Source organism: Clostridium sp. LIBA-8841, assembly GCF_057782475.1.
The window spans coordinates 1,600,959-1,627,757 of record NZ_CM173488.1 but is presented as its reverse complement, the minus strand read 5'-3'; the positions used below and the strand labels follow the sequence as shown (position 1 = coordinate 1,627,757).

The following is a 26,799-nucleotide window of genomic DNA, read 5'->3' as shown; positions in this document are numbered from 1 at the left end:
AATATTTATCTAAAGTCTTAGAGCTATATTTTTCTATATTTACCAGCTTAAAGTGCTTTGAGTTGCTATTTTTTGATACTCATTGCAACATATAAGCTTACAATCCTCTCCTCCAAAGTGTTCTGAGAAATAAAGTCTTTCCTCTTCAAGCTCCTCTAATTTCTCTATATCACCTTTAAGATAAGCTTTAATTCTGTACATAGCAGAATCACATCTTGCCATAACTCCTCCAAGTCTTATATCTATGACCTCAAAGCCTTGACCCTTGCATTCCTTGTACCATAGCTCTCTAAAGCTCTTGTGGAAGTTCTTTAACTTCTCTTGTATTTCTGGAATGAAGTTATAGGCAATAAGTCTTAAGGCGTCTATATCCTTTTCTAAATAAGCCTTTCTTATTTCTAATCCAATCTCACTCTTAACTGAAAGATAAGCAGCAAACTTAGAGTACATCTTAAACATTGACTTAAAATCACCACTTCTCTCCCCTATTTCTTCATATTTTTTAGAAAGATTCCTATAGTAATCCTCTAAAGGTAATTCCTCTAAATGCTTATCAAAAGCTCCTAAAAGTATATCTTGATATGCTATATATTTTGAAGGATTACAAACTTCCATATTTGGAGTTTTAACTGAAGGAACAAGATCTAGTTCCTCTAAAGAAGTAAAGTCTCTCATACTTAAACCTGTTAAAGCCTTACATCTTTCATCTATCCACTCTTCATCTACATTCTCATAGTAACCATGCTCTCCAAAAAGTATAAGCCCTACAATTATTGAGTATATTGGAGTTTCTGATCCATCATCTCCCCAAGCAGTAGCAAAGACCTCTTTTATTCCTTTTGCCTTACATTGATTTAAGGCAGCATTTGTTGTAGTAAAAGTCTTTGAATAGTTTGGTGCAAAGCCACTCCATCTCCAACATCCACCTGCAAAGATAATATTATTTTTAAATGCATCCCTAATATCTAAAAGCTTTTTGTATTTTTCTTCATCAGAATTATAGTAATCCCAGTAAACTAATGAAACCTCTTCTGGAATATTATTAGCTATTTCAGGAGTTATTACTATGTCAGTATCATAGTATCCTCCATCTGGTGCTCCACATCTTAAGAACATATCATCCCACATCATTGGCTTAAAGTTATATTTCTTAGCTATTTCATTAACATTATTTAAATGTTCTACCATAAGTTCCTGATGAGGAACATGTCCATGTTTAGTTAAATAATGACCTCTTCCTAAATCAAAAGCTTCATCCATTCCTATATGAATATTCTTACTTCTAAAGCATTCTCTTAAGGATGAAATCATTGCCTCTATAAACTTGTAAGTCTTTTCTTCTCCTACTAAAAGCACATCATGAGTATCCTTTATACCTTCACCATAAGACCATCTTAAAGTTTGTTTTAAATGAGCTAGAGTTTGTATGCATGGTACAACCTCTATACCTAGGGAATATCCATAATCATCAATCTCTTTTAATTCATCCTTAGTATATCTTCCTCTCATATATCCAAAGTATGGATATCCATCAACCTCATAAGTATCCTCAGTGTAAAGCATACATCTATTGTGACCCATTAAAGCCATGTACCCTAAGATTTTTTTAACCTCTGAAACTCGATAAACAGCATTTCTTGAAGCATCTATCATTGCTCCGACTGAGTAAATACAAGTTTTTTCACTTTTTGAAAAACTCTCTTCTCCATTTTTAGCAAATTGAAGATATAAACTTAAAGCCCTAAAAAAGTGATGCTTCTCCTTATATCTTATTTCATTAACTACTCCTCTAACCACTTCTATGACATTTTCTGAACTCTCAGGAAGCTTTAAAACATCTATCTTTTCTAAGTTTACTAGACTTACTTCCTCATTTTCTTTCTCATTATAAAGCTGAAAATCAATTAGCCCTTCTAATCCCCTAACAGCCTCAGACATTTCCTCATTTAACCCAACTAATTTAATTCTCATCTTTATTCTCCTCTCATACTAATCTAGAAATTATATAAATTTAAACTTATGTTTTAAAGTACAAATTACTTCAAAACAAAAATTTATATCTTAATAAATATGTGACACTTTTTTAATCTAAACTGACTATTAGAAATGCTTTACAAAATTAAGTTATTTCTAAAAGATCTGCTAAAAATCAGCTTTCATCTAAACCATAGTATAATTTCCATCCGTATTTTTATATAATTATAAAAACACTGAATATAAATGTAATTACTAACATATTTAAGATTAATGTAGTCATATCTGACTTACTATTATTCTCTTTAACCCTTAAATAACTATTTAATATTGATGCAACCGCAAAAACACCTAATGGGATAAATATAACCCATCTAATATGGTCTTTTATATACTCACTTAAAACTATCAACATTGTAAGTACCCAAAAACTAACACCATATACAGCCTTTATTTGTTTACCCCATCTCATAACATCTAATCCCATAAATTCTCCCTATTCTCACTTATATACTTATACAAATAAACAATTACATATACTCTAATAAGTTTTTATTTAATTTTCTCTTTTCCTAAAATAATTTTTAAGATCTGTTTCTTATATACTTCCACATAAAACTCAAATATCCTACTTAAAAATTTATTTTATGATAAATAAAAATTCTTTTTTATAAAAAATGAATTTTTTATTGACTAAAAGTTAACTTGAATATATAATCTAATTGAAATTGATTATCAATAACAACAAAGGAGGTAGACTAATGCTACTTATAATTTCAATATTAATAACAACATTCTTGAGTATTGTCTATTACAAACAAATAAAAAAATATTCTTCAATACTCTACGTAATAGCTACTCTAATAGCTATATTTTTCATAGTATTTATGAAAACTGATTTACATAACTATGTACCGAAATACATAAGTAAATATACAATAAGCATATTCTCTAAGAGTACTTTTTCACTAGCCTTATTTACTATAGTAATGTACACGGGAACTTTAAGTAATTCCTTTAAATACAAGAAAAACCTAATGGCTATAAGAGGTGAGCTTTCAATAATAGCCTGCATTTTAACCTTAGGACACAATATTTTATACGGAATATATTATTTCCCTACTTTCTTTACTAACCCACACTCTTTAACCTATTATAAGCTTTTTGCAACATTATTGAGCTTAATCATGATATGTTTAATGCTCCCTTTAATGATTACTTCATTTCAATGTGTAAGAAAAAGATTGCCTTATAAAACTTGGAAAAGAATTCAAAGATCAGCCTATTTATTTTATGGTCTAATATATATACATATAATGCTTTTATACATCCCAAAGTATACCAATAAGCTTTTTGAAATACTATTATATAGCATCATATTCTTTGCATATTATTTCCTACGCATAAGAAAGTATTTTAAAGATAAAGTTAAAGCTTAATTTTAGCTTATAAAATTTATTAACATATAGGAATAAATAGACCTTATACTTTTAATATACTAAAAATGGACAAGTTAATATTTGACTAATATTAAATATTAAATAATATACTTATCTAACATTTAATATAAGAAAATATTTATATAAATTTAAAACAATAGAACTTATAAATAGTTAAAGAGCACATTTAAATGAATTTCAATTTTTAAAACATTATATGAAAATTTTTAGCTAAAATCATACTATTCAAATAATAATATACAAATTAATAGCTTTAATTATATAAATTCAAACTACTAAGCAAAAACTCTATAATTTCATTTAATCATCAAAACTATTTATAAGTTCCTTTGTTTGCTTTTTAATAAACTCCTATTTAAATTCCTCTGGATATCTTCTCTTAAGTTCCGGAACTGCCCATCCTCTTCCTGTTTGTTCTAATCTTTCACAATATGCTTTTAAATGACCCTTAGCGTGATAAGGACCTCCTTCTCTTATTACAGTCCAAAGTGGGTCAACATCACTTTCACTAGTCATCATCATTTCATCATGCCATTCTTGAAGAAGGTATGCTCCTTCCATGCATAACTCTCTTCTTACCTCTGCTAAGTTTCTTATTTCATGAGGATCATCCACCACATTGAAAAGCATTTCTTTTGGGAATAAATGATATCCATCATGATAAGTTCTTATATAGATATAATCCTTAAACCTAACAGCTCTTTGGCATACATGAGCACATTGTCCTAAAACCAAGTAATCTCTTCCTGCATCTTCTCCAGTTAAAATGCTTTTGGCATAACTTTGCCCATCCCAATAAGCTTTTTTCTCCTTACTGAATAGCTCAGCTAATGTTGGCGCTAAATCTAAGTTGTAGTGGAATCCACTATCTCTATATTCCTTCATAGCTCCTGGCCATTTTATTATCATTGGAATCCTAGTTGTTGCGTAATCTGCAGTTCCATGCTCTGCATAAATTCCAAACTCACCCATTGCCTCTCCATGGTCTGAAGTTATTATTATGGCAAGGTCATCATATAGCCCTTTATCCTTTAAAGCCTTAAGTATTTGTCCAATATGAGAATCCATATAGTTTATACCTGAATCATATCCATCAAAGAACTGTATAAGTTCATGGTAACTTTTAATCTCACCTATATGTTTTGGAAATCTTGGAGATGTATCACTATTGTACATTCCTATTTCTCTTGCTCCATGAGGACCAATCTTGTTTTTGCGATGATCATTGAATCTCTCTTCACTTATCCATCTCTTAAAACCATCTCCCTCAAAAGGATTTTCATACTCTTCTGGAGTTCTATAAGGAGTATGTGCATCCCAATAGTTTACATGAAGAAACCAGTTATCCTTGTTCCCATTATCTTCTATCCACCTTAAAACAGTTGGAGTTACTTCCTCTGCTGACTCTGCACCACACCCTCCAACATTATGAAGTTCATTAAACCCTGCATTAAACCACCAAGCACTATGTCTCTCAGCAAAGGTACTTATGGATGCTGTGTAAAAACCCTCACTTCTTAAGAACATCGGTAAACTATTAAAGCCCATGCTATCATTAAAATCTCTCTTCTCACCATCAATTCTAAAATCAGCACAAACTCCTCCATGGTTAACAACTCCTGTATGTATTCCAAATCTTCCTGACATAAGTGCTGCTCTTGAAGGAAGACAAGGTGCATCTGAGCAATAATAGTTTTCAAAGATTATACCATCTTTTGATACGCTATCTATATTTGGAGATGTATTTCTACTATACCCATAGCAACCTAAATGGTCAGCTCTCAAGGTGTCTAAATCTAGCATTAATATTCTCATTTTCTCAACTCCTTTAAATAGAATGAATTAACAATTCTCTCTATCTATATACTTCAACATAACTCTCTAAAATCCTATGTGAAAATTCTATTTATATTGAATTAAATAAACTTTGTAAAATGTCATAAAGATAATTAATTAAAATAAAGCCTTAATTTTTTAAATATTAAAGCCTAAGGAAAAATTGATGAAATAAAAACATAAAATTGTAATAAAAAAAATAAGCACTATATATAGTGCTTATTTTAAGTTTCTAGCCGTTTTGTAATCTAAAGTACTCTACAATATTAAAATTATATTTTAACTACGCAGTATTCTTGATAATGAACATTATTATTAAAATATTATATTTTGAAATCTAATTGCGTACTTTCCCTTTTCTTATTAAACCTTCTTATATGGATTTCTGTACAAATTATAGGGCCAAGTAAAACCAATACTATTACTAAAATATATCCTAAATTAGAAATTTCTAAACTAAACTTCTCTAGTATTAAAGTAAAAATCACAGAAAGTATAAAAGATACTAAAGAAGGTTTATAGATATAATTATTTGCCTCTTCCCAAGTTTCTCTATCCTTCATTGCATACTTACGTTTATATCCTACAAAAAGATTTGGGTATTCCTTGTAGTCATCATGTAGTTTCTTACATATAAGGCCTACAACAAATATAACTGTTCCCATAAAAATTATAACCAAAAATATTTACTCCTTTCCTTAATAGAATAAAGCTACCTTATATCCAACTATAATTTCATATTTTTCCAAATCATACATATTTAATATTACCACTAATTTCTACCAAATTCATTCACCAAATAAGCTTAAATTCATTTACCTATGCTATTTTTTTATAAATTCCTTCTCTTTAAAGCAATACTCTTCAAAATATAAAAACTTAATGAAAACTTTGCATATAAAATTTAATTAAGCAAATACTAAGTTATGAAGAGGGTTTTTTTAATACCTTCTTTCAAAACTACTTACTTTTTAAAAGCTTATAGGTCTAAGACTTAATAGCCTATCTCTTACAATTATTAAAAAGTGTAATAAATAGATTTAGTCAATCAACTTTAACTCTCTCAAGATTGTTGTCACTTCGTTTAATTAAAGAGAATGCCTCTCTTCAAAGAGACCTTAGATCTATAAGCAATTTATTTTTACTAAGGAGGAAACCACTTTATGAAACCAAATCCAGATGATAGAAGAGATAATGTAGATAAGATTCAAAACAATATTGATAACACAGTTAAAAATATTCATGAAGCTGAAACTATGATTAACTCAACAGATAATTCTAATACTAGAGCTGAACTAAAAGCAAAGAACGAAAGAAGAGAACAAGCACTAGATTCTATGATTGATGAAATTAAGGAAGAAGCATGCCACAACAAAAATTCTTCTAAATAAATACTTTCAGGTAATATTTTAAAAATTAAATTTATTATAATTTAAAGTAAGACATATTTTAAGCTAGTTCTGAAGAACTAGCTTAAAATCAACATTCACATAAAACAAAGCTTAAGGTAAAAAAGAAAAGCTATTCCTCCCACTGAATAGCTTTTCATATACGCACATAAACATATACAATATAAATTAATACTTTCTGATGTCTTAAATATTATCACTAACTTTAGTATTTAACAACTTCTCAAAATGAACAAAAACTTACATATATTACAGTAACAAATTATTTTATCACATTATTCTAACCTAACTTTTAATTTCGTTAAAATATTCACTTTACTTATGCTATCTATTATCTACTTCGATTTCGATAACTGAAATTGGTCGTACCACCTTATAATCGCCTATTTTAATCTCCTCTTAACTTAAAATTTATCAAAAAAGTAGGTATTTTTATAAAATATTTTTAAGCTATAAAAACAAAAAAAATTGGAATAATTTTTCACTTTTTTTCATATATTTTAACTTATTATTGCTTTTTAAATTAATCATAAAATCCCTCTAGTAAGGTTTATGCTTATTACTAGCTAAAAATCAATATTTAATCAAAATATAGTCCACCTATTAAACCATATAACTTAAGGTTCCCTTAGGGAAATATTCCTTTATCAGTTCTAATATTAATTTTTCTGCTGGTTCTCTTTCCTCACTTTTGTATTGATATTTTCCTCTTCCTTTTGGTTTCATTTTAGTTCTATGAAAAATATCGACTGCATGTAACATACTAGCTCTATTTATCATGTCATTTGAAATACCATAAGTCATGAATATAACCTCTATAAAAATTTGGTCTTTTAACCCTTCATTTAATTTTTCCCCTAGAGTTTTAAACATCTTTCTATAAAGATTTTCCCATCCCTCTACTAAAATAACTGGAGCTATATTTAATCCTATTCTATATCCTGCCTTATACATCTTATTGGCTGCTGCTATTCTCTCCTCTAAGGAACTTGTTCCTATTTCTACCTTCCTTATTATCTCCTCAGGATTAACTGAAATTCTCATTTGAGTATTTCCATTATGCTTAGCATCTAAGAGATCATTAATCATGTGAAACTTTGTAGCAAAGGTAGCTTTTGCATTTTCAAGCTTTCCAAATTCCTCAATTGCCCATCTTAAATTTCCTGTTATGGTATTTTCCAAAACCAAATCTGAGTTACATCCTAACTCATAAGTTGCCATCTTCCCTATCTTCCTTATATTTTTCTTTACTTCATTCATTATTTCATCTCTATTTACAAAAACTCTTAAATAAGAAGTAACTCCAAAATTGCAAACTAAATAGCAATAAAGACAACTTGCAGCACATCCACTAGAGGTAAAGGGTACTATGAAATCTGCACTTTTGTCATTTTCCGTAAGCTTTAAAGTCTTTCTTGTACCTAAAACTAAGTACTTCTTAAGTTTATTAAACTCACTATGAGGCTGAAATCTAAGCTCATTGATTCTATGATGAGACTCTATCTCTATGATTGGAACTCCTAAAGCTCTATATCTTTGAAGAAGCTCCCTCCCTTGAGCATATGCTATTATTCCTGGTTCATAATAAACCCTTACTGGCCTAAACTCTCTCATTTTCTCAATCCTTTCCTTAAATCTTTTATTCTCATAGAAATTATTTTTCCTTTAGTGTTTCTCTTTTATTCCTTAAATCCTCTACTTTTACATAAAATCTTATAATTATTTACTCAGAGTTTTTTCTAGTTTCGAGTTAATATAAAAATGTTACCTCCTTAACTTACCAATATGGTATAATCTTCTAGATAATATTTTTAATAACCCCAAGAAGAAGATTATTTGTATAATAAAAAACCTTTTGGGATAAGCTTTATTGAATGATTTTATCCTTTTAAAGCTACTTAAGAAATATTTTCTATTGTATCTTTAAAGATATTTGCATAGGAAGATATCCTTTTCAGTTCTTTAAAGACTGGATTTTTCAATAATTAAGGAGGTTTTAGTTTGAGTTATTTGCCAATAATATTTATAATTTTGTCATTTATTAATATCTTATATGACATAAGATGCTACAAAAGAAAGTCTATTACTCTGAATACCCCCTATAAAGTTATAGTAAAAACTAAAGAATATTTTAAAATCCAATTGATTTTAGGACTTATACCATCAATATGTATTATAATTTTTAGTTTACTTTTTAAATTAATTGGAAGCCTTAGTTTATATACAATAATTTGTATTTTCCCTATAACAATAGCCTTTCCATACTTATTAAAAACAGTTTCTATAAAAGGAAATTATGTTGATATTATAGAACCTGAACTTTAAAACTTACATTTGGTTAAAAATCTAATACCAGCAAGGGACAATTTAATATGTTAAATATTATAATATTTTAAAAACTAATAACATTAAACTCATTAATTAATAGTAAAAACTAACTTTTTTTAAAAATCAGCTTAAAATAAGAATGAAAATAATTAACTTTGTACTTTATCCACAGGATTTCCAGTTTGATATTGTTTACAAACAGATTTATAATGAAATCGTTAATACTTAAAATAAAATATAGATTTAGGAGAGTGAGAGATATGTTAAGTAATATTGTCATTTATCTTAATTATGCTATCCTGGTAGCAATTATTATAGGTGGTATAGCCTTAATAGTTACAAGTTCCAAAAAGCATTGGCATCAGTAAACATTTGAGTTTTGACAAAATCTCACACACATAAATAATCTATGCATTTAAGTTTTGACATAAAAATGGACTTATTGAGCTTTAGTATAAGAATAAAGCTTAATATTTCCTACTCCAATTTTATTTACCTTTTTCTAGAGTGAGTAACTCTAGATTTTTTTCGCTCAAAATATCAAAAACCTATGTAAATGACACCTCTAACTGGATTTTTTCAAATTAGAAAATACAAATAAAAGATATTTGTGAATTTACTTTAGGCATACTCAAGTAAAAGCATAAATATTTGATTAGTTCATATACTTGAAATTATACGAATTAAATTTTAATCCACTCTTTAGACCAAACTAAAAATCAACACTAGTTTAAAACATAGCCAAAATTAAAATAGCAAAAACTATGCTTTACTATTTTTTAGTTCTTTTAAATCAAATACCTCTTATTGATAAACAGTTTTTTGATTTAATGGTAATTATATGCTCAGTATAGGAATATAATCCCCATCTCAATTTACATATTTTATATAGTATTGAAAATATTAAGAAATTTAAGTAAAATCATTTTAAAGGAGCTAATCTTTATGAGAATAATAGAAATTTTATTTCTTTCCTTGGCATTTATAAAGATTCTTTGGAATATAAAAGCTTTTAAACAAAAGAAAAACACTTCAATGAAAAATAAATTTAAGGTTATAAATACAGAATATTATGAAATGCAATTAGCCTTTAGTCTTTTAATTTTTTTCCTAATTTTGATTCTATCTTTAAATAATATTAATCACCTTGGCTTATATTCAGCATTATGCGCATTATGTAATTTAATCTGCTTATACATCTTAGAAAAAATTGCATTAAAATTTGGTTATATATCATTAAATAAGGAATAAACTTTGAAAGGATTTATCCATACTGCAATAAGTCTCTATTAATAAGAAATGGTTAAAGAAATAAAAAATTTAAAACTTATACATTAATATGTAAGGAGGAATTTTTTTTGGCACTAATGAGTATCTTCTCAATAATTTATCTAATTTTAATTGTATCACTTTTAATTTTAGGAATTTATGCTCTTATTCTGCTTATAAAAGCCTTAAAAATTTACATTAAAAAAAACTCATGAAAATACTAAACTATACTTAATAACTAAAAAAGAGTTATATGAAATAGAAAAGCTCTTAGGAAGTAGCTATTAGCCCTCTTATTCTAATAGGCTTTAAAGCTTCTTAAGTGCTTATTTCACATAACTCTTAAAAATTTTCTAAGTTGTTTAAAATTTATAGGAATATTCTCTACTCACTAACCCCATTGTTAGTAACTACTTTAGATTAATATTAGCTTTAAAAACAACTTAGATCTATTTTTTTAGATTCGCCATTGAATCTTGGCTCCCCGTTGAGCCATACTCACCATTGAGTTTTTACCTGTTTTAGATTTGTTTTTTGCTATTATTTTTAAGAAACCCTAGCTTAAGTTACTCAAAAATAAAAGATAGATACTCTCTTTGAATACCTATCTAGGAAAATCTCTACAAGTTAATTGATAAATCTATATTTTAATCATACTTATCTCTAAGCCACCTCTTTGTAGCTTCACTTCTCACTTTTAAATATGTTTACCAAGTTAAGACCATTACTTTTCAGTAAACTTATTTACTTAAGTTTGGTGTTAATACCCTTCCAGTATGATAAAAATCCAATTACTTGTCTCTTTCCCCAGAAAGATAAACTATTACGGTTGAATTAGGCAGGTCTCCTGGCTCATGACTATATCTCCTTAGATCCTTCCCATGAATCCTCACAGTGGCATATTACCAAGTCGAAGTCATTTACAGTTGCTGGGGGCAGCTTTAGTTTCACACTAAATTCCCTATTAAACATTTCTGCACCTATTTCAAAAATAGATTTTGTATTTATCTACTTATTTATATTATATAAATAAATTCTCTATTTATCAATGTTTTTCCTTAAAAATCCTAATAGTTTAAAGGATTCTCTTAAAAAATTTACTTCTTAGAAACTATTTTCCTTCAATATTTTAGTATATTATTAGTAAAATTGATATAAAAGGAGAATATTTGTGAAAGAAAAAATCAACTTGAAAATTTTAAATTTAGCTGCTTGGATAACTATAATCTTAACCTTTATAACCCCTTTTGAATTAAATTCTGGTGGTTTTAAAACCTGGGGATTTCCCTTTAAATATTTTACAACATATGATTTCCCCCAAGATAGCAATACACTTCTATTTTCTACATCAACCAATATTGGTGGTCTTTTTTCAAATATTGTACTTATATATTTGTTTATTACTATATTACTGTTTTTAAAAGAAAAGCTAAAAAAACATAATAGCTCTACAGAATAATCTTCATACTCTATTTATCAAAGCAAGGGATGTGTATCAAAATAACTTAATAAAGTTTGATACACCTCCTTTTTTCTATGAATTTATTGTAATTCTATGTGTGATTTAATATCTTTTTACCTTAAAGATTCCTCTATTTTATTTATACCCTTTTTAGAAAAGCTTATGTTTTAGGTGAGTGTTTATTTTTTCATATCTCCTTTGGATCTATCGTTTAACTATTTGTAATATTTTGTAAAATAAGTTATAATTAGTATATATTTACAAAGAATTGAGGTGTTTATTATTATTATATTTATAGCTTTTTTAATTATAATTGCAACAAGTATCTCCTTAGGTAGAGGAAAAAGTCTTAGAAAACAGAAATTATTTATAGCTTCCTCTGTATCCTTAATATTAACTGGAATAATCACTACAATTTTAATAAAAAGTGTACTCTTAGTTAAACTAGTAATGGCTAAAGAAGTCAATTATATTGATGATGCCGTTATAAACTGGGCACTTTATCACTTTGATTCTTATTTTAGATGGTCTTATTTATATGTAGTGATAATTCTAAGCGTGCTTATGGTTACACTATACACAAATAAAACTATGAGAAATAAAGAAACCTTAAGACACTTTACTTTTCTATGTATAACTTCCATGGGAGTTATTTTAACTGCATCAGTAATCTACTCTTTCAGTACCGTGAATACAACCTTTAATCTTCCACTATATATAGGGGTAACCTCCATGGCTCAGGTATTCATACTCTATATTCCTCTTGTAGCTATGAGACTTTATATAGGAAATCCTGAGGTTGAAAACACAGTTTTTACTATTTAATATATATTAATATTCCTATTTTCTTCATAAATATTGTATAATTAATATATATTATGAAATTATTGGGTATCTTAAATGTATTTAGCATGTAGGAGGGATTGAATGTGTTTTATTTCATCATAGAATTTCCTATAGGTATGCTATTTTGCACCCTAAGTTACTTGGTTTGGATTAAGAAGAGAATAGATTTTATTCATTATTATCATATAAAAAGTGTTAAAGATATTGATGAATACTGTAATTGTATGGGTAGATGTGTGTTTTTTATAGGTATTGCCTTTTTGCTTCTTTCTACATTTGGATATTTAGGAGTCTTAGAATTAATTATTACTCAAGTATTTATTGGATTAAGTTTATTAATTGGTCTTACTATTCTACTTGTTTCTCATAAAAAACTTACTGGACATATATTTTAAATATTATATCCAAAGTAAACGTTAGCTATAAAATACTTTAGATAATTTCCCGTAACACTATCGGATTTATTTCCATAAATGTTATAATGAACATATTACTAATTTATATTCCTACTATTTATGGAATTTTGTACAAAGTAAATATGAAAGCAGGTGAATTCTCAAAATGGGAAAAAATCGAATTAATTACTTGGTGCAGTTATAAGAACTGATAGTAGATTGTACCAAGATTAATTTATATTACTATCAGGTAACTGCACTAATTTTCTTATAATTAAAAAATTAAAGAAAAGAGGAACAGTTATGAATTATAGTGAATTAAAAGAATTATGGCAAAAAGAAGAAAAAATAAATTTTAAGGGATGGGATTTTTCTTATCTAGGAAATAGATGGAAAAGTGAAGATTTACCTTGGAATTATAAAGATATATTGAAGAAATATTTAAATAAAGATTACAAGTTGCTTGATATGGGTACTGGTGGTGGAGAATTTTTGTTATCACTAAATCACCCATATAATAATACAGCAGTTACAGAAAAATGGGAACCTAATGTGAAGTTATGTAAAGAGCGTTTAGAACCACTTGGAATTGAAGTAAAACAAGTATTTGATGATAATGAATTGCCTTTTGAAGATAACACTTTTGATATGGTTATCAATAGACAAGCATCCTTTAATATTAAAGAGGTAAAAAGAATATTAAAACCTAATGGACTATTTATTACTCAACAGGTTGGTTCTAAAAATAATAGAATATTATCAAAATCACTAATAAAAGACTTCAAAGCAAATTTTCCAGAAAACTCTTTAGCAAATGTATTAAAAGAACTCTCTGAAAACACCTTTGAGATTGTATATAGTAATGAATACTTTCCATATTTAAGATTTAATGATATTGGAGCAATTGTATATTACGCTAAAATAATAGAATGGGAATTTCCAAACTTCTCTGTAGATAACTGCTTTAAAGAATTATGCAAATTAAATGAAGAATTAAATGTTAAGGGTTATATAGAGAGTTTTCAACATAGATATATTTTAACTTGTAGAAACTCAAAATAATCCTAATCTTAAATTTATAAGAATTATAAAAAACAGACAAGTATTCCTTGTCTGTTTTAATTATTTTTATTAATATAATTTTCTAAAGCCTAATACCCCATCTACAAAGCCAACCTTCTCATAGAATTTATGAGCAGATTTTCTGTAGTCTGATGAAACTATGATGGCATAATTACAGTTTTTCTCTTTGGCAAACTTATCTGCTTCACCCATAAGTTTTTTTCCGATTCCCATGCCTCTTGTGTTTTCCTTAACAACAACATCCTCTATAACTAAAAATGGTTCTCCCATAGAAGCTAAAGATTTACAACAAACTCCAAGGATTGAACCTAAGAGCTCCTCTCCTTTTTTAGCTGCAATAAGATAGTAGTTGTCGTCTTGAAGCATTTCTTCATATAATTTTGTTGCATCCCCAACTTTATTTTCAAATGGTACAATCTCTTTGTAAAGCTCTAAAAGTTGTGGAATATCCTCTTTTTGTAGTCTTTCAATTTTAATCATAATTTTTTAGTTTAAAAATAATATTATATTACCTTAAACCATAAACCTCCATCCCTATTATATTTTGTTTCCTCATATATCTCATATTTTTCTTAGCATAATTAAGCTATTATTTTTCAATATTATCCTTGTTATCCTTTATCTTTTCAATATTATTTTTATTGTTATTTAAAATCTCTAAAGCCCCTTATACATTATCTTTACCTACTGGAATACTTAATGCTTGCTTTTTTCCATACTTAATTAAAATAGAGTTTTTATTTTAGCCAAATCAAATTAAATTTATTTGCAAATAACATTAAAGCTTCCTTTGTGATCATGACCATTAAATTTTATTGTATATTTACCACTCTCTTCAATTGGAATCTCAAAGCTTGATGTAGAAATGTTGAATTCTTCAAAAACAACTGTGTTCTTTCCATCTCTAATAATTAAATCTAACTCTCCACTTTCAGACTCAACGTCAACCTTGAAAGACTTCACTTCCTCTTCTTTCAATTTTATATTTATATACTTGGAACCATCAAATTTTTCATAAGATACCTTCCATGAATTATTCTTTAAACCTTCTGTACACTTATACTGTGAAAAACACCCTTTAGATCCTGTACATCCTATAAGAATAGTACAAAAAAATAAACTATCTGCCATAATAGAAAGTAACTTTTTCATCTCTATCCCCTTTCTTAATTAATTCATGATTAAATCCACTAAAGAATTTATTCACTAGGTTAATATTTTTTATGAACTCATTCTTAAAGCTCCTATAAATTTTCCACTTCCGTCCATCCTAAAACAATTTATAAAAAATATACTTTTATCACTTGTATATTATAATTTTTATTATTAAATATCTTTAGTAAGCAAGACTTGTCCAATCTTTTAAATATAAAAATTTGCTTAAATTCAATATAGATTTATTTTATCACTTGAAATATTATAATTAAAAACTTTAAACATATTATTCTCAAAAAATTAACCCTTATTGAAATTTATTCAAAATTACAATAAGGGTTATTTACTAATAAATACTATTCAACAAATGTTTTTTAATCAGATATTTAAGTTTTTGCTTTGGCTATGTTTTAGGTCAATGTTGATTTAGAACATAGTCTTTAATTTAAACATATCTTAGGTGAAAATTGATTTTAAATCTTCTTTTACACCTACTTAATTTAAAACATCTCTATTCTTTTCTTTTTTTAGTAGCATTACTATTAATACTATAGAAATTACAATAAGAGCTCCATAGACAGTGTGCAATGTATACTTAGGAAATCCAAGTACTGTCATATTATTTAATCCTATATTCTTTAGAAAAGCTATTAACATTCCTAAAATAGGTACTTGTACTCCTATTAAAGCTACATAATTTTTAACCTTGCTACTTACAAATAAGGATATGCTAGTTACCACAAAAGTCACTACGTATATAAGAAAAACTGATAGCATTATATATTGCCCAAAGGTTAAGTCAAACCATAATGTAATGTAATTAAATCTAGAATTTATGCTGCAATTCCAAAACTGCAAAGTATTATTTGGAATATACATAGCAAATAAGAATATTAGCTCTAAGGTTGCAATACCAAATGAGGTTATCATTGCTGAAATCACTTTTTTCTTCCCTATCTTTCTTCCCGTCTTAGAAGAGTATTGAAGAAGATTCACCTTATTTTTTTCATCTCTTAAAAATATTGGTGATATTATAAAGGCTACAGTTACAACAATAATTATTGAAAAGTTCGTTATTAAATTATTATAATTATCAAAAGTAACACGACTTAAGACTGATTGTGGCTGATCACTTTTTTCAAGCTCCTCTAATCTTTCCTGCCTATCTGGTGAAATCCCATTAGGTCCATACTCTTTATCTAAAGTTCTTCCATAACTTGCTATTAAACTCTCTCTAGATTGCAATTCCCAAAATAGATATATATTCTCATTAAAATATACTTTTGAATGAAGTTCATCAATTTTTCCACCATAATTTCCTTTTCCTAAACTATCTCTAAATTCTCTATATGATGTAATTCCAAGTTCTTTTGCATCCTCATCCTGCTTTAAATATTCATCTGCCTCTCTTTCTCTTAAGGCTGACTTCTCTTTAAAATTCTCAAATTCCTTTTCATCCATTGTAGTTCCATAATCCTTAAGCATTTCTACAGTTAGATTAAAGTCTGGTGTTTCTGAACCATTTGGAAAATACTCTATCCAAAAGCTCACAAATAAATTACATATTATAAAAACTATTAACCCTAAAATTATTAAGCTTTTTATGCTAAAAAGCTTTTTTATCTCATTAATTATTATTCTCATATTTTACCTCTTCACTTAATTTAATATTTCTCTCTTACTCTCCTTTATAATTGCCATAGCTAAAAATACTATGGCAATTATAATAAATATTCCTTAGCCTATATGTAGTAGACATTTAGGCTACCAAACTGCTATGGTTCTATATAATCCTACTTTCATTAAGAATATAAATGTACCTTCTAAAACTACCACTTATATTTCTATTAAACTATATCTGTTTTCTTAAACCTTTTTATTAGGAAAAAGCTAAGTATGGCCACAATAACTACATTACTTAATAAAGTACTAGTGACATAATGTTTTGAAGTCATAAATGCTCCTGCTTCAGCAAACCAAAATTGTGGATTTAGCGCTAGTACAAATACGTTATAGTTTGACCATATAACTAAAGGTGAACTCATACTGAATAATCCTGTCATCATAAATAAGGCTCCAAATAGTATAAAGAAAGCGAAAAATGCTTTATAGCTACTCTTTAAGAAGAGGCATAGGCAAAAGCTTATTCCTCCTGAAATAAGAGCTATTATGAATACTACTCCTATAGAGAGGATTAAGTTTTGTAAAACAGTAAGATTCAACCAAGATATATGCGGTCCTGATTCCCAATTTAAGGCACTACTAATTGGCACATTCCAAAGCTTGCTATAATCAAATACAGTGAAATATATAATTAATGTAACTCCTAAAATAATGGCTGCAACTAAAAGCGAATACATAAGTCCAACGGAAAGCTTATCCAAAATCAACTTACGTCCTCTTTTTGTGGTAGAAACTAATCCTAGAATTTTATTTTCGCTTTCATAATTTACTAAGAAAGATACTCCTAAAACCACAAGTATCATTATTTCAATAAGACATGCTCCAATGACCTTCTTATATAATAAATTCTGAGTTTCATAACTTTTTCCAAAGAAGAATAAGTTCTTATGTTCACCATTATTCTTTAACTCTTGAAGTCTTTGCCCAAGCTCTTCATAATTTTTTCTAACTAAATCTGCAGCATCTCCTTTAAGTCCATACATACTTATAGTTCCCTCAGCCAAATCTGAAGCATTTAACTTTTCAATTTCTGAAATAAAAACTGGAGTTGCATTTTTATATAGATTAATTATGCCTAATTCACTTATTAGTTCCTTATCATCCTCTGAAAAAATTCCCTTTTCGTAATCTTCACTTATTAAAAATTCATCCATAGTTGAAAAAGTCTTATGAAGCTTTCTTTCTGTCATTTCATTTAATTGCTTCATTTTCTCATCATACTTATTTTCTAATCCCTTAAGCATATCCTCATCAACTTTGTATCCAAATTCACTTATTAATTCATTAGTTCTCTCTAAATCCTCTTTAATATTAGAATTATTATAAATTAAGAGCATATTATAGATTAAGAAAATCCCTGTAAGAAATATGAATATTGGATTTCTAAAAAGCTTTTCCCATTCACCTCTTTTAATTCCCATAACTTACCCTTCCACTTCTTCATCTCTATATTGATAAAGGAATACATCCTCTATATTAGGATTAACCTCAAGCCATTTTTCATCATCATGACTATCACTTATAAATCTAGCCTTCATCATCCCACCATCTTGTTTTTCTGATAATAGAATATATTCCTTTCTAAACTCTTTACTTTCCTCAAAAGTCATTGAAGTCTCGTAAACCATTCCATCTAAGGTGCTACATATACTCTCGATAGAATCTTTGTATAAAACCTTATGATCCTTAATCATAATTACCTCATTTGAAATAAACTCAATATCTGAAACTATGTGAGTTGAAATTATTACAATTCTCTCTCTTGATAAATCACTTAGAAGATTTCTAAATCTAACTCTCTCCTTAGGATCTAATCCTGCTGTTGGTTCATCTAATATAAGTATCTTTGGATCATTTAATAAGGCTTGAGCTATTCCAACCCTTTGAATCATTCCTCCTGAAAAACCCTTCATCTTTTTATTTGAAACCTCTTCTAAAGATACAATCTTTAATAGCTCTTTCACTCTCTCTACAGCATCTTCCCTCTTTATTCCCTTTAATGCTGCTAAGTATAATAAAAACTTTGTTGGTGTATAGTTTCTATAGTAGCCAAAATCCTGAGGTAAATATCCTATAATATCTCTATACTCACTATCTAATGACACAATATCTGTACCCTTATAAAGAATCTCTCCACTAGTTGGAAAAATTAATGTGGTTAAAAGCTTAATTAAGGTTGTCTTTCCAGCTCCATTAGGTGCCAAAAGTGCATACACCCCATTACTAAACTCTAAATTTATCTCCTTAAGAGCACAAAAACTTCCATATTTCTTACTTACATTATTAACAACTAACATAAAATTTCTCTCCTTTTCTTATACCTATAATTTATTAATTCCTTTAAACTCTTCACATACAGCACTATGCATACAAGTGAAATAATTATATGAATATACATTGGAACTTCCATTAAAAACTTTAAATAATAAGTCTCATTACCACTACTTAGAAGTAAGTTTCCAAGAATCCATCCAAATATAATAAATACTTTTGAAAACATACTCTTAAATTTTATTAGTGAATATAAAAACACAATTGAAAATAAGAATAAACCTGTAATTGATAGTATGATCATCCTTGAGGCATTCACTTCTTTGTTTATCATACTCATGAAAAGTATGACCACTGTATTTAGAAGGATACTTCCCACACTAAATATGAACATTCTTAAAGCTGAAATTTGATATAGATTATATTTACAAGTCATCTCCAGTTGGAAAACTCCCCTTGCCTTTGAGTTGTAGAAGGAAAATAAAACAACACTTAGGTAAAGTATTGGAGAAACTATGAAAATAAACTTATATAAATTTTCTATGTCACCATTGCTTAAATTCATCATGGAAAAAAATGATATGAAAGCTCCTGATAGGAATATAACTCCTAACTCACTTTTATCATGAAATATATTTCTAAAACCTAATTCTTTAAAGGCATTCTTTAAGTAACTAAAAAATGATATCTTAGGTTTAACCCCTTCCTTAAGTATTTCATCTAACTCTCCTAAATCTAATTCTGGAACTTCTATTTCAAAGTCCATGTCTGGAATATTAAAATCCTCTTTTTCTCTACTCAACAATTTTCACCTCCAATACTTTCTTTATTTTTCTAATAGTGGCATAATACCTAGTCTTAACAGTGGACTCTGATATCTCAGTCAAAGATGCAATTTCCCCAAAGGTCATATCTCCAAAAATCTTTAATCTAAGAATTTGTTGAAGATCTGTATTTAAGGTATTAAGCACTTCTAAAATCTCATTAACATCCTCCTTAAGCTGAAATGACTCCTCTAATTCATTTTCATATCCTATTAATCCTTCATCAATTTCATCCACAATAGTAACGTATTTATAATATGTAGACCTGTAATTATCAATTATCTTATTACTAGCTATTTTATAAAGCCATGTCCTAAAAGAGGCCTTTCTTTCATCGAAACTCTCTATAGACTTAAGCATAGAAATAAATATTTCCTGAGTTAAATCCTTAGATAGCTCCTCATTTGATGTTTGCCTAAAAACATAGGCAAAGATTTCCTTATAATAAGATTTAACAAGTTCTCCAGCTGCCCTTTTATCATTTTTCTTTTTTACAAGGGTTATTAATTTCTTTTCATTAATTCCTCTCACCTGCCATTTCTAATAAACTTTATTCTAAATATTAGGCTATTTTCTTATTTAGCGTTAAATTTCAAATAGATCTTTAAGACTATCTTAATAAGAAACACCTTTTCACTTCGCTCAAATGTGTAAGTTCAAAGTGCAAAATTAAAAGTTTTGATTTTCACTTAAAAGTTTCTTACACCTATTTATTCGTAAAAGAGAAAAAAATAGTTTTACTTTTTTAGAAAAATTTATAAAAAAAATTCTACAAGTCATATATTAACTTTTTTCTACAAATAAAAATAGAGATAATCTTTAAACTATCTCTTCCTCTTTAAAATATTTAGTTAAGACATATTTATATTTTCTTCTATAAAATCTTTTGGGCTATTTATATAGATTATCTATATGAATTATTAGAGAACTTATTTCTTTACTTTTTTCTCAAAAACCTTAAAATCTTAAGTTTCTTGATAATATAATCCATTTGGTTAAAACAGTGTATAATGTATATATAATCCATTATGATATTTATTATTTTTTATTAATTAAACTAATTACAATTAGTGTTGATTTTGATAGATAGTTTAAAACTATTTTAGGAGGTAATATTATGCGAAAATGTGTTAAATGCAAAGAAAAGTTTTCATATATAGACCTACTAGTTGCATTATGGGGATTTTCTGGATATGGCTATATTAAATGTAGTAATTGTAACACTGAATATAAGGTTATTCCATTATCTAGAGTAATCATTTCATTATTGATAGTATTCCCTTTTCTTATAGAAGGTTACATTAAATCCTTTAATTTCTCATATTGTATTCTATACCTAATTATCATTATTCCTATGACTCCATTCATGGTAAGATTTAAAGAAAGTAATGATAGTAAGAAATATATGAAATTATGAAAACAACTAAATTTACGGAGGTTATGAAAATGAAAGATTCTTTAAAAATATCCAAATTTGGTATCTATGTTTCTTTGTTTGGTATGATTGTAATTCTACTAAGTATAATTTATTCAATAATTAAAGGTCATCCACTAAGAAATTCATATACATTACTTGCTGCTATGACCACTATACTTTGTTCTAACCTTGCAATTTATAGTTCAAATAAGAAAAAATGTGATAATAATACTTCTAAGTAAATTATATATAAGGATTTATTTTAAAACATTATTGATTTTCAAATAAAACCTTATATTAAAATTAAACTTATGAAATTTATTCTTTGCGTCAAAATTTCATATAGATTTAGATAAAATTATGAAAGCAATAGAAAGTTATTTAAAGGAGATGCCAAATGAGAATATTAGATGATATAACAAAGTTTATTTTTGTTGAAGATGAACCAAAACCGTGTGACTTAATATTCATACCAGGTTCCTCTAAACATGAACTAAGTGAGAAAGCCAGCTTATTGTATAAGCAAGGTTTCGCTAAATATATTTTACCATCAGGTAAGTTTTCTTGTAAGCTAGAGAGATTTCCTAATGAAAAGATAAAAAATGAAAAATATGCTGGTAATTATGAATCAGATTGGCAGTTTTGTTCTGAAGTTTTAAATAGGAATACTGTTCCCTTAGAGGCTATTTTACGTGAAGAAAAATCAACTAATACATATGAAAATGCCTTTTTCTCAAGGAAAGTTACAGATGATTTAGATTTAGAAGTTAAAAGTGCAATTTTATGTTGCCAATCCTTTCATTCTAGAAGAGCTTTAATGACTTATTCCTTGGCATATCCAAATACTAAGTTTTATGTTGTTCCAGTAGAAACTCAAGGGATTTCTAAGGATAACTGGCATAAATCTGACTACGGAATAAATAGAGTTCTTGGAGAACTTAAGAAATGTGGTTCTTATTTTGAAGAATATATAAAAAATTTAAATAAACCTGTATAAAATCAACAACTTATTTTTAAACTTATTAACTTTCTAATTAAAATCTTTTAAAAAAGGGGAATATTTATGTTTAAGTTTAAAGCTTTTAATTACTTAACAGATGAAGAAATAGATTTAAAGATTGAAGAAAAAATACCATCTGATCCAGAAAAGGGGTACGTACCTGCATATAAATATAAAATTACTCTTCATGACTCAAATAACATCATAGGAGCTATTGATGTTAGAATAGGTCATAATGAGGGAACTTATTACGGTGGTAATATTGGCTATATGATTGAAGAAGCTTATAGAGGAAATAGCTACGCTTCTAAAGCTTGTAAAATTATAAAAAATGTAGCTATAGCACATGGAATGAATAAACTTATAATAACCTGTAATCCAGATAATTTTCCATCAAGGAGGACCTGTGAAAAGACAGGGCTTAAACTTAAAGATATAGTTGACTTACCACCATACAATGACATGTATAAAAATGGTGAAATGCAAAAGTGTATCTATGAGTGGATTTTAGAATAATTGCTAACTCTAATAAAATATATTAATGATTTAAAGTAAAAAAGAGATATCAAATACTTGATATCTCTTTTTATTTTGATTTATAACTCCTGCTACTAAATATAACATCCAGTTGTTAAAGAAAATCCTCTTTTATTTGTAAAGCATGATATCCTGTTAAATATTGTAGCTAAAACAATTAAAATCATATGTAAAGTTCATAGCATGTCCTATTTAGAATAAATACTTTTTATCTTTAAATTCTCTAAATCTTGAATATCTAATGGTTTTGAGAAAAAATACCCTTGAATATACATCTTTTCATAAGAAAAAGAGTTAATTATGTCAACTTGATACGCTTCTTCAACCCCTTCAAATACAATTGTTCTATCTGAAATTTTGCATACTTCTGATATAAAATCTATTATTTTCATATTTATAGTAGAATTTATATTATCAATAAAATATTTATCTAATTTTACTATATTCGAATCTATCTTATTTAATAAATCTAAATTAGAATACTCAACTCCAAAATCATCAATAGCTATTAAGAAACCATGTCTTTTTAATATTTTTATAGCACTTTGTATCTTTTCTATATCTTTAACTGCAAATTTTTCAACAATTTCTAGACATATGGTTTTACTTCTCATATTATAATCATTTGCTATTTTAATTGCAGAGTTTAAAAATTTTTGATTTTCCATCTCTTTAAAAGATACGTTTAATGAAATATAAAAGTTATTATTTTTAACAACATCATAATCTTTTATAATTTCATAATCTAATATTACTTTTTTTAGGTTCCATAGGGATAATTCAAGCATCATATTATTATCTTCTACTTCTTTTATAAAATAATATGGTGATAAAATCTTATCATTATATTTTAATCTTGAAAGAGCTTCAAATCCTACCACTTGACTATTTCTAGCATTTACAATTGGTTGATAATAAAGAAGAAAATTATTATTATTTAAATTTTCTATAATTCTTCTTTTATTTTTTCTTAATTTTATATTTGCTTTGATTTTTCTTATAATAATTATACTTAAAGGTATCATGAAAATAATAATTAATAAACTGGTAATTTGCATTTTTTTTGTATATTTATTAAAATATTTAGGATATAATTTTTTATAGCTAGAATTGTTAGAATTCTCCATATCTCCTAAAACTTTATCTATTTTATCAATAATCTCTGAGTCTTCCTTTCTAGATACTATATATGCTGGTCCAGAGGAAAAATCAAATATACATTTAACATCATCACTTTTTGAAAATGCATTATTATCGTTGTTAAGTACTATAAAATCAACTTTTTTTTCTTTTAAAAGTTGCACTACATCATCATAGGATGAAGCATAAACTAAATCAACATTAATATCCTTACTTTTAAGAAAATTTAAAATCCATTTATTATTTACTTCATCATTTATATATCCCATCTTTAAACCATTTAATGCTTTTATATCACCATTTTCAATATTCCTATCAGTATATATACCATAATTTTCATTATTAATATAATGATTTGTATACTCATATATCTTTTTTCTATTTTGTGTTTTATTAACACCAAATAGTAAATCTATTTCTCCATCTTTAAGCTTTTCTAAGGCATCAGAAACATCGCAATCAACATACTCAAAATCAATATTTAATCTTTTAGAAATTGACTTCATTAAATCATTATAATATCCAGTAGGTTTTAAATTTTTATTAAGATAATAATATGGATAACTCTCATAAAATCCTACCTTTATTTTTTGGTGATTTTCATTAACTGTACTCTTAGAAAATCCATATATAATTAGACTTGTAAAAACAACGAAAAAAATCACTATACTTATAAAAAAGACTTTTTTCTTTCTCATACAATACACCCTTTATAATCCTTTCTATTAAATTTAATTATACTTATAATAATATCTACATAATTTTAAACAAGAATTTAAACTCATCTAAATTCTTGTTTAAAAATTCCAAGTGGAATATTATCATAACTTACATATTAAGTAAATAGCTTGTTTTTTATTGATAGATTATATATTTATCCTTTTAGTGAAATATAAATAAAAAAACTACATTGTAACTTTTAAATTATTACAATGTAGAGTACTTATCTTAATTTCTATCAAAATTTAATATTCTATATAAAATAAATTTAGGCTTTATGATTAAGAATTATGTTTTAACTTCTTCAACATATTCTGACTTTATTAATTTTAATATTCTAAGAATAAATGTAATCATGTACTCTTGCTACTTCTATTAATTGTATATACGCCTAATAACTTCATTAAATAAATACGGCTGAATTAAGGGATGTGTTAAATTTACAGGTATTGTATCAAATAATTTAACCTCCCTAATTTCAGAATCAGGTAATTCGTCAAGTTTATCTATTTCTGCATAAAATAGCTGGCCAAAAGATTTAGCTTCTTTATCATCTACTGAATATATACATACTGGCGTAATTTTAAAATCCTTTGCTCCTGTTCCTTCAACCAACTCTCTTAATGCAGTGGTATTAATATCCTCATCTTTTTCTCTATGACCACCTGGTATTTCCCAAGTCTTTTTCTCTTTATGCTTTATAAATAAACATTTTTGTTTATAGCGCGCCACAATAACAGCAAATAAAGGTCTACTCTCTTCCACCTTATTTAATTCGTAAAAATTCACTTTTAGCATAATACCCTCTCCAATTTCTAAATATTTAAATTGCCATAATAATTTCTATACAATACCCAATATTATGTCCATATAATACCATAAAAATAAATTTCACCTCTGGAAATTAACAATATTAACGATAAATTTAATTTTTATCTATACTTTTAATAAGTACTATTTATACTCAATTGGTAAATATTGTTTTATGTTATATCTTATTTGTATATACTTAAATAAAAGTAATAAATAAATTATATTATTCACATAAAGGGGGAGTTTTTTTGGAAAAGATTCTAATATTAGGGGCAAGTGGCTTAGTTGGTAAGGCTTTATGTAATGAATTAAAAGATTTCTACAAAGTTTATGGTACATATAACAAGAATAAAGTTTATATTGATCATGTAGAAATGATAAAGTTTGAAATAGAAAATCTTCATTTAATACTTGATATACTTAGTAAGTATCAACCTGATAAAATAGTAATTTCTTTAACTGGTGATTATGAAAAACAATTTGATGTAATAAAAGAAATAGTTAATTATTCAAAAGCATATAATTCCATTGTATATTTTGTATCTACTTGGAATGTATTTGATGCATATCCTAAGAAAATATATTATGAAAATGATAAAATGTCATCTGATACAGACTATGGAAAATTTAAGATACAAGCAGAAAATTTCTTATTAAATAACATAGAAAGTAGATGTGTTATATTTAGACTACCTATGATTTGGGGTAAAAATTCTCCACGATTAAATAAGCTTAAAGAAAATTTAAACAATAATGAGCCTATTGAGATTATTACAAATATGTTTTTAAATAATAATACTGATGAAATACTTGCTAAACAAATACATTATATTTTACAAAGCCATTCAAAGGGAATATTTCACTTAGGTAGTATTGATGAAGTCAACCACTTTGATTTTATAAGGAATTTGACAAATAAATTAGGTTATAGCAACGTTAAATTTAATGAAGTTCAATATGGAGATGATTCTTGCAGGGCTACATTAGGCTCTAATAAAGATCTACCTAAAGCCTTACAAGTATCTACCCAAGATATAATAAATTCTTTGATTTAATAAATTATAATTGTTGATATATATAATAAAAAACCTCCTTTAGCTTTGGAAATAAGTTTTTACCAATTTCCATTTAGCTAAAGGAGGTTTTATTAAAATTCTAAAAGTACTCTTGACTCTTT

General features: G+C 26.9%; 25 protein-coding genes and 1 riboswitch. Of the genes, 11 read left to right on the top strand and 14 right to left on the bottom strand.

Features of this window, described 5'->3' with window-relative positions; all coding sequences use genetic code 11:
- Positions 1 to 39: 39 nt before the first annotated feature.
- The 4 genes from AC2A4K_RS07130 to AC2A4K_RS07115 form a co-directional block, all read right to left on the bottom strand.
- Positions 40 to 1,971 carry a beta-N-acetylhexosaminidase gene (locus tag AC2A4K_RS07130; protein ID WP_322503640.1) on the bottom strand — a complete coding sequence of 644 codons (1,932 nt, stop codon included), beginning with the start codon at positions 1,969 to 1,971 and terminating at the stop codon, positions 40 to 42.
- 220 nt (positions 1,972 to 2,191) lie between these two features.
- Positions 2,192 to 2,461: a hypothetical protein gene (locus AC2A4K_RS07125; RefSeq protein WP_322503641.1), complete on the bottom strand. Its 270-nt coding sequence runs from the start codon at positions 2,459 to 2,461 to the stop codon at positions 2,192 to 2,194.
- Positions 2,462 to 3,785: 1,324 nt separating this feature from the next.
- Positions 3,786 to 5,249, bottom strand: a complete 1,464-nt coding sequence (locus tag AC2A4K_RS07120; RefSeq protein WP_322503643.1) for a sulfatase — start codon at positions 5,247 to 5,249, stop codon at positions 3,786 to 3,788.
- A 344-nt stretch (positions 5,250 to 5,593) separates the two neighbouring features.
- On the bottom strand, positions 5,594 to 5,950 hold the full coding sequence (locus tag AC2A4K_RS07115) for an SdpI family protein (RefSeq protein ID WP_322503644.1): 357 nt from the start codon (positions 5,948 to 5,950) through the stop codon (positions 5,594 to 5,596).
- Between the two features lie 483 nt (positions 5,951 to 6,433).
- Here AC2A4K_RS07115 and tlp point away from each other — a divergent pair, with 483 nt between their 5' ends.
- A complete protein-coding gene (tlp, locus tag AC2A4K_RS07110; RefSeq protein ID WP_322503645.1) occupies positions 6,434 to 6,661 on the top strand; it encodes a small acid-soluble spore protein Tlp in 228 nt (75 codons plus the stop codon).
- Between the two features lie 621 nt (positions 6,662 to 7,282).
- Here tlp and AC2A4K_RS07105 read toward each other — a convergent pair.
- Entirely contained in the window at positions 7,283 to 8,293 is a 1,011-nt protein-coding gene (locus AC2A4K_RS07105; protein WP_322503646.1) for an SPL family radical SAM protein, read from the bottom strand.
- Positions 8,294 to 9,952: 1,659 nt separating this feature from the next.
- Between AC2A4K_RS07105 and AC2A4K_RS07100 the strand changes: the two genes are divergently transcribed.
- From AC2A4K_RS07100 to AC2A4K_RS07080, 5 genes are all read left to right on the top strand, one after another.
- Positions 9,953 to 10,258, top strand: coding sequence for a hypothetical protein (locus tag AC2A4K_RS07100; RefSeq protein WP_322503647.1), 306 nt, complete (start codon positions 9,953 to 9,955; stop codon positions 10,256 to 10,258).
- A gap of 838 nt (positions 10,259 to 11,096) precedes the next feature.
- Positions 11,097 to 11,275: riboswitch (cobalamin riboswitch) on the bottom strand.
- A 172-nt stretch (positions 11,276 to 11,447) separates the two neighbouring features.
- Positions 11,448 to 11,735, top strand: a complete 288-nt coding sequence (locus AC2A4K_RS07095) for a hypothetical protein (protein ID WP_322503648.1) — start codon at positions 11,448 to 11,450, stop codon at positions 11,733 to 11,735.
- A 276-nt stretch (positions 11,736 to 12,011) separates the two neighbouring features.
- Positions 12,012 to 12,563 carry a hypothetical protein gene (locus AC2A4K_RS07090; protein WP_322503649.1) on the top strand — a complete coding sequence of 184 codons (552 nt, stop codon included), beginning with the start codon at positions 12,012 to 12,014 and terminating at the stop codon, positions 12,561 to 12,563.
- Positions 12,564 to 12,667: 104 nt separating this feature from the next.
- Complete coding sequence (locus AC2A4K_RS07085; RefSeq protein ID WP_322503650.1) at positions 12,668 to 12,979, top strand: DUF3784 domain-containing protein; 312 nt, start codon at positions 12,668 to 12,670, stop codon at positions 12,977 to 12,979.
- 303 nt (positions 12,980 to 13,282) lie between these two features.
- A complete protein-coding gene (locus tag AC2A4K_RS07080; RefSeq protein WP_322503651.1) occupies positions 13,283 to 14,041 on the top strand; it encodes a class I SAM-dependent methyltransferase in 759 nt (252 codons plus the stop codon).
- A gap of 69 nt (positions 14,042 to 14,110) precedes the next feature.
- Here the strand turns inward: AC2A4K_RS07080 and AC2A4K_RS07075 are convergent, their stop codons facing one another.
- The 7 genes from AC2A4K_RS07075 to AC2A4K_RS07045 all read right to left on the bottom strand — a co-directional run bounded on the left by AC2A4K_RS07075 (position 14,111) and on the right by AC2A4K_RS07045 (position 20,526).
- The gene (locus AC2A4K_RS07075; RefSeq protein WP_322503652.1) at positions 14,111 to 14,542 is read right to left on the bottom strand and encodes a GNAT family N-acetyltransferase; all 432 of its coding nucleotides are present in this window, start codon (positions 14,540 to 14,542) and stop codon (positions 14,111 to 14,113) included.
- Positions 14,543 to 14,824: 282 nt separating this feature from the next.
- Complete coding sequence (locus tag AC2A4K_RS07070) at positions 14,825 to 15,214, bottom strand: hypothetical protein (RefSeq protein ID WP_322503653.1); 390 nt, start codon at positions 15,212 to 15,214, stop codon at positions 14,825 to 14,827.
- Between the two features lie 498 nt (positions 15,215 to 15,712).
- Positions 15,713 to 16,861, bottom strand: a complete 1,149-nt coding sequence (locus AC2A4K_RS07065; RefSeq protein ID WP_322503654.1) for a hypothetical protein — start codon at positions 16,859 to 16,861, stop codon at positions 15,713 to 15,715.
- Between the two features lie 203 nt (positions 16,862 to 17,064).
- Positions 17,065 to 18,321, bottom strand: coding sequence for a hypothetical protein (locus tag AC2A4K_RS07060; RefSeq protein WP_322503655.1), 1,257 nt, complete (start codon positions 18,319 to 18,321; stop codon positions 17,065 to 17,067).
- A gap of 3 nt (positions 18,322 to 18,324) precedes the next feature.
- Entirely contained in the window at positions 18,325 to 19,197 is an 873-nt protein-coding gene (locus tag AC2A4K_RS07055) for an ATP-binding cassette domain-containing protein (protein ID WP_322503656.1), read from the bottom strand.
- The gene (locus tag AC2A4K_RS07050; RefSeq protein ID WP_322503657.1) at positions 19,191 to 19,973 is read right to left on the bottom strand and encodes a hypothetical protein; all 783 of its coding nucleotides are present in this window, start codon (positions 19,971 to 19,973) and stop codon (positions 19,191 to 19,193) included. Before AC2A4K_RS07050 ends, AC2A4K_RS07055 begins: the two co-directional genes overlap by 7 nt.
- The gene (locus tag AC2A4K_RS07045; protein ID WP_322503658.1) at positions 19,966 to 20,526 is read right to left on the bottom strand and encodes an RNA polymerase sigma factor; all 561 of its coding nucleotides are present in this window, start codon (positions 20,524 to 20,526) and stop codon (positions 19,966 to 19,968) included. Before AC2A4K_RS07045 ends, AC2A4K_RS07050 begins: the two co-directional genes overlap by 8 nt.
- A gap of 586 nt (positions 20,527 to 21,112) precedes the next feature.
- On the opposite strand from AC2A4K_RS07045, the gene AC2A4K_RS07040 reads away from it, so the two are divergent.
- The 4 genes from AC2A4K_RS07040 (at position 21,113) to AC2A4K_RS07025 (ending at position 22,928) form a co-directional block, all read left to right on the top strand.
- A complete protein-coding gene (locus AC2A4K_RS07040; protein ID WP_322503659.1) occupies positions 21,113 to 21,412 on the top strand; it encodes a TIGR04104 family putative zinc finger protein in 300 nt (99 codons plus the stop codon).
- A 29-nt stretch (positions 21,413 to 21,441) separates the two neighbouring features.
- A complete protein-coding gene (locus AC2A4K_RS07035; protein WP_322503660.1) occupies positions 21,442 to 21,654 on the top strand; it encodes a hypothetical protein in 213 nt (70 codons plus the stop codon).
- A gap of 155 nt (positions 21,655 to 21,809) precedes the next feature.
- Entirely contained in the window at positions 21,810 to 22,409 is a 600-nt protein-coding gene (locus AC2A4K_RS07030; RefSeq protein WP_416173353.1) for a YdcF family protein, read from the top strand.
- A 66-nt stretch (positions 22,410 to 22,475) separates the two neighbouring features.
- Positions 22,476 to 22,928, top strand: a complete 453-nt coding sequence (locus AC2A4K_RS07025; protein ID WP_322503661.1) for a GNAT family N-acetyltransferase — start codon at positions 22,476 to 22,478, stop codon at positions 22,926 to 22,928.
- Positions 22,929 to 23,137: 209 nt separating this feature from the next.
- Here AC2A4K_RS07025 and AC2A4K_RS07020 read toward each other — a convergent pair whose 3' ends face one another.
- A complete protein-coding gene (locus AC2A4K_RS07020) occupies positions 23,138 to 24,787 on the bottom strand; it encodes an EAL domain-containing protein (protein WP_322503662.1) in 1,650 nt (549 codons plus the stop codon).
- A 397-nt stretch (positions 24,788 to 25,184) separates the two neighbouring features.
- Complete coding sequence (locus AC2A4K_RS07015; RefSeq protein ID WP_322503663.1) at positions 25,185 to 25,607, bottom strand: NUDIX hydrolase; 423 nt, start codon at positions 25,605 to 25,607, stop codon at positions 25,185 to 25,187.
- A gap of 263 nt (positions 25,608 to 25,870) precedes the next feature.
- On the opposite strand from AC2A4K_RS07015, the gene AC2A4K_RS07010 reads away from it, so the two are divergent.
- Positions 25,871 to 26,677 (top strand): sugar nucleotide-binding protein, encoded by an 807-nt coding sequence (locus AC2A4K_RS07010; protein WP_322503664.1) that lies wholly within the window; start codon positions 25,871 to 25,873, stop codon positions 26,675 to 26,677.
- Positions 26,678 to 26,799 lie beyond the last annotated feature (122 nt).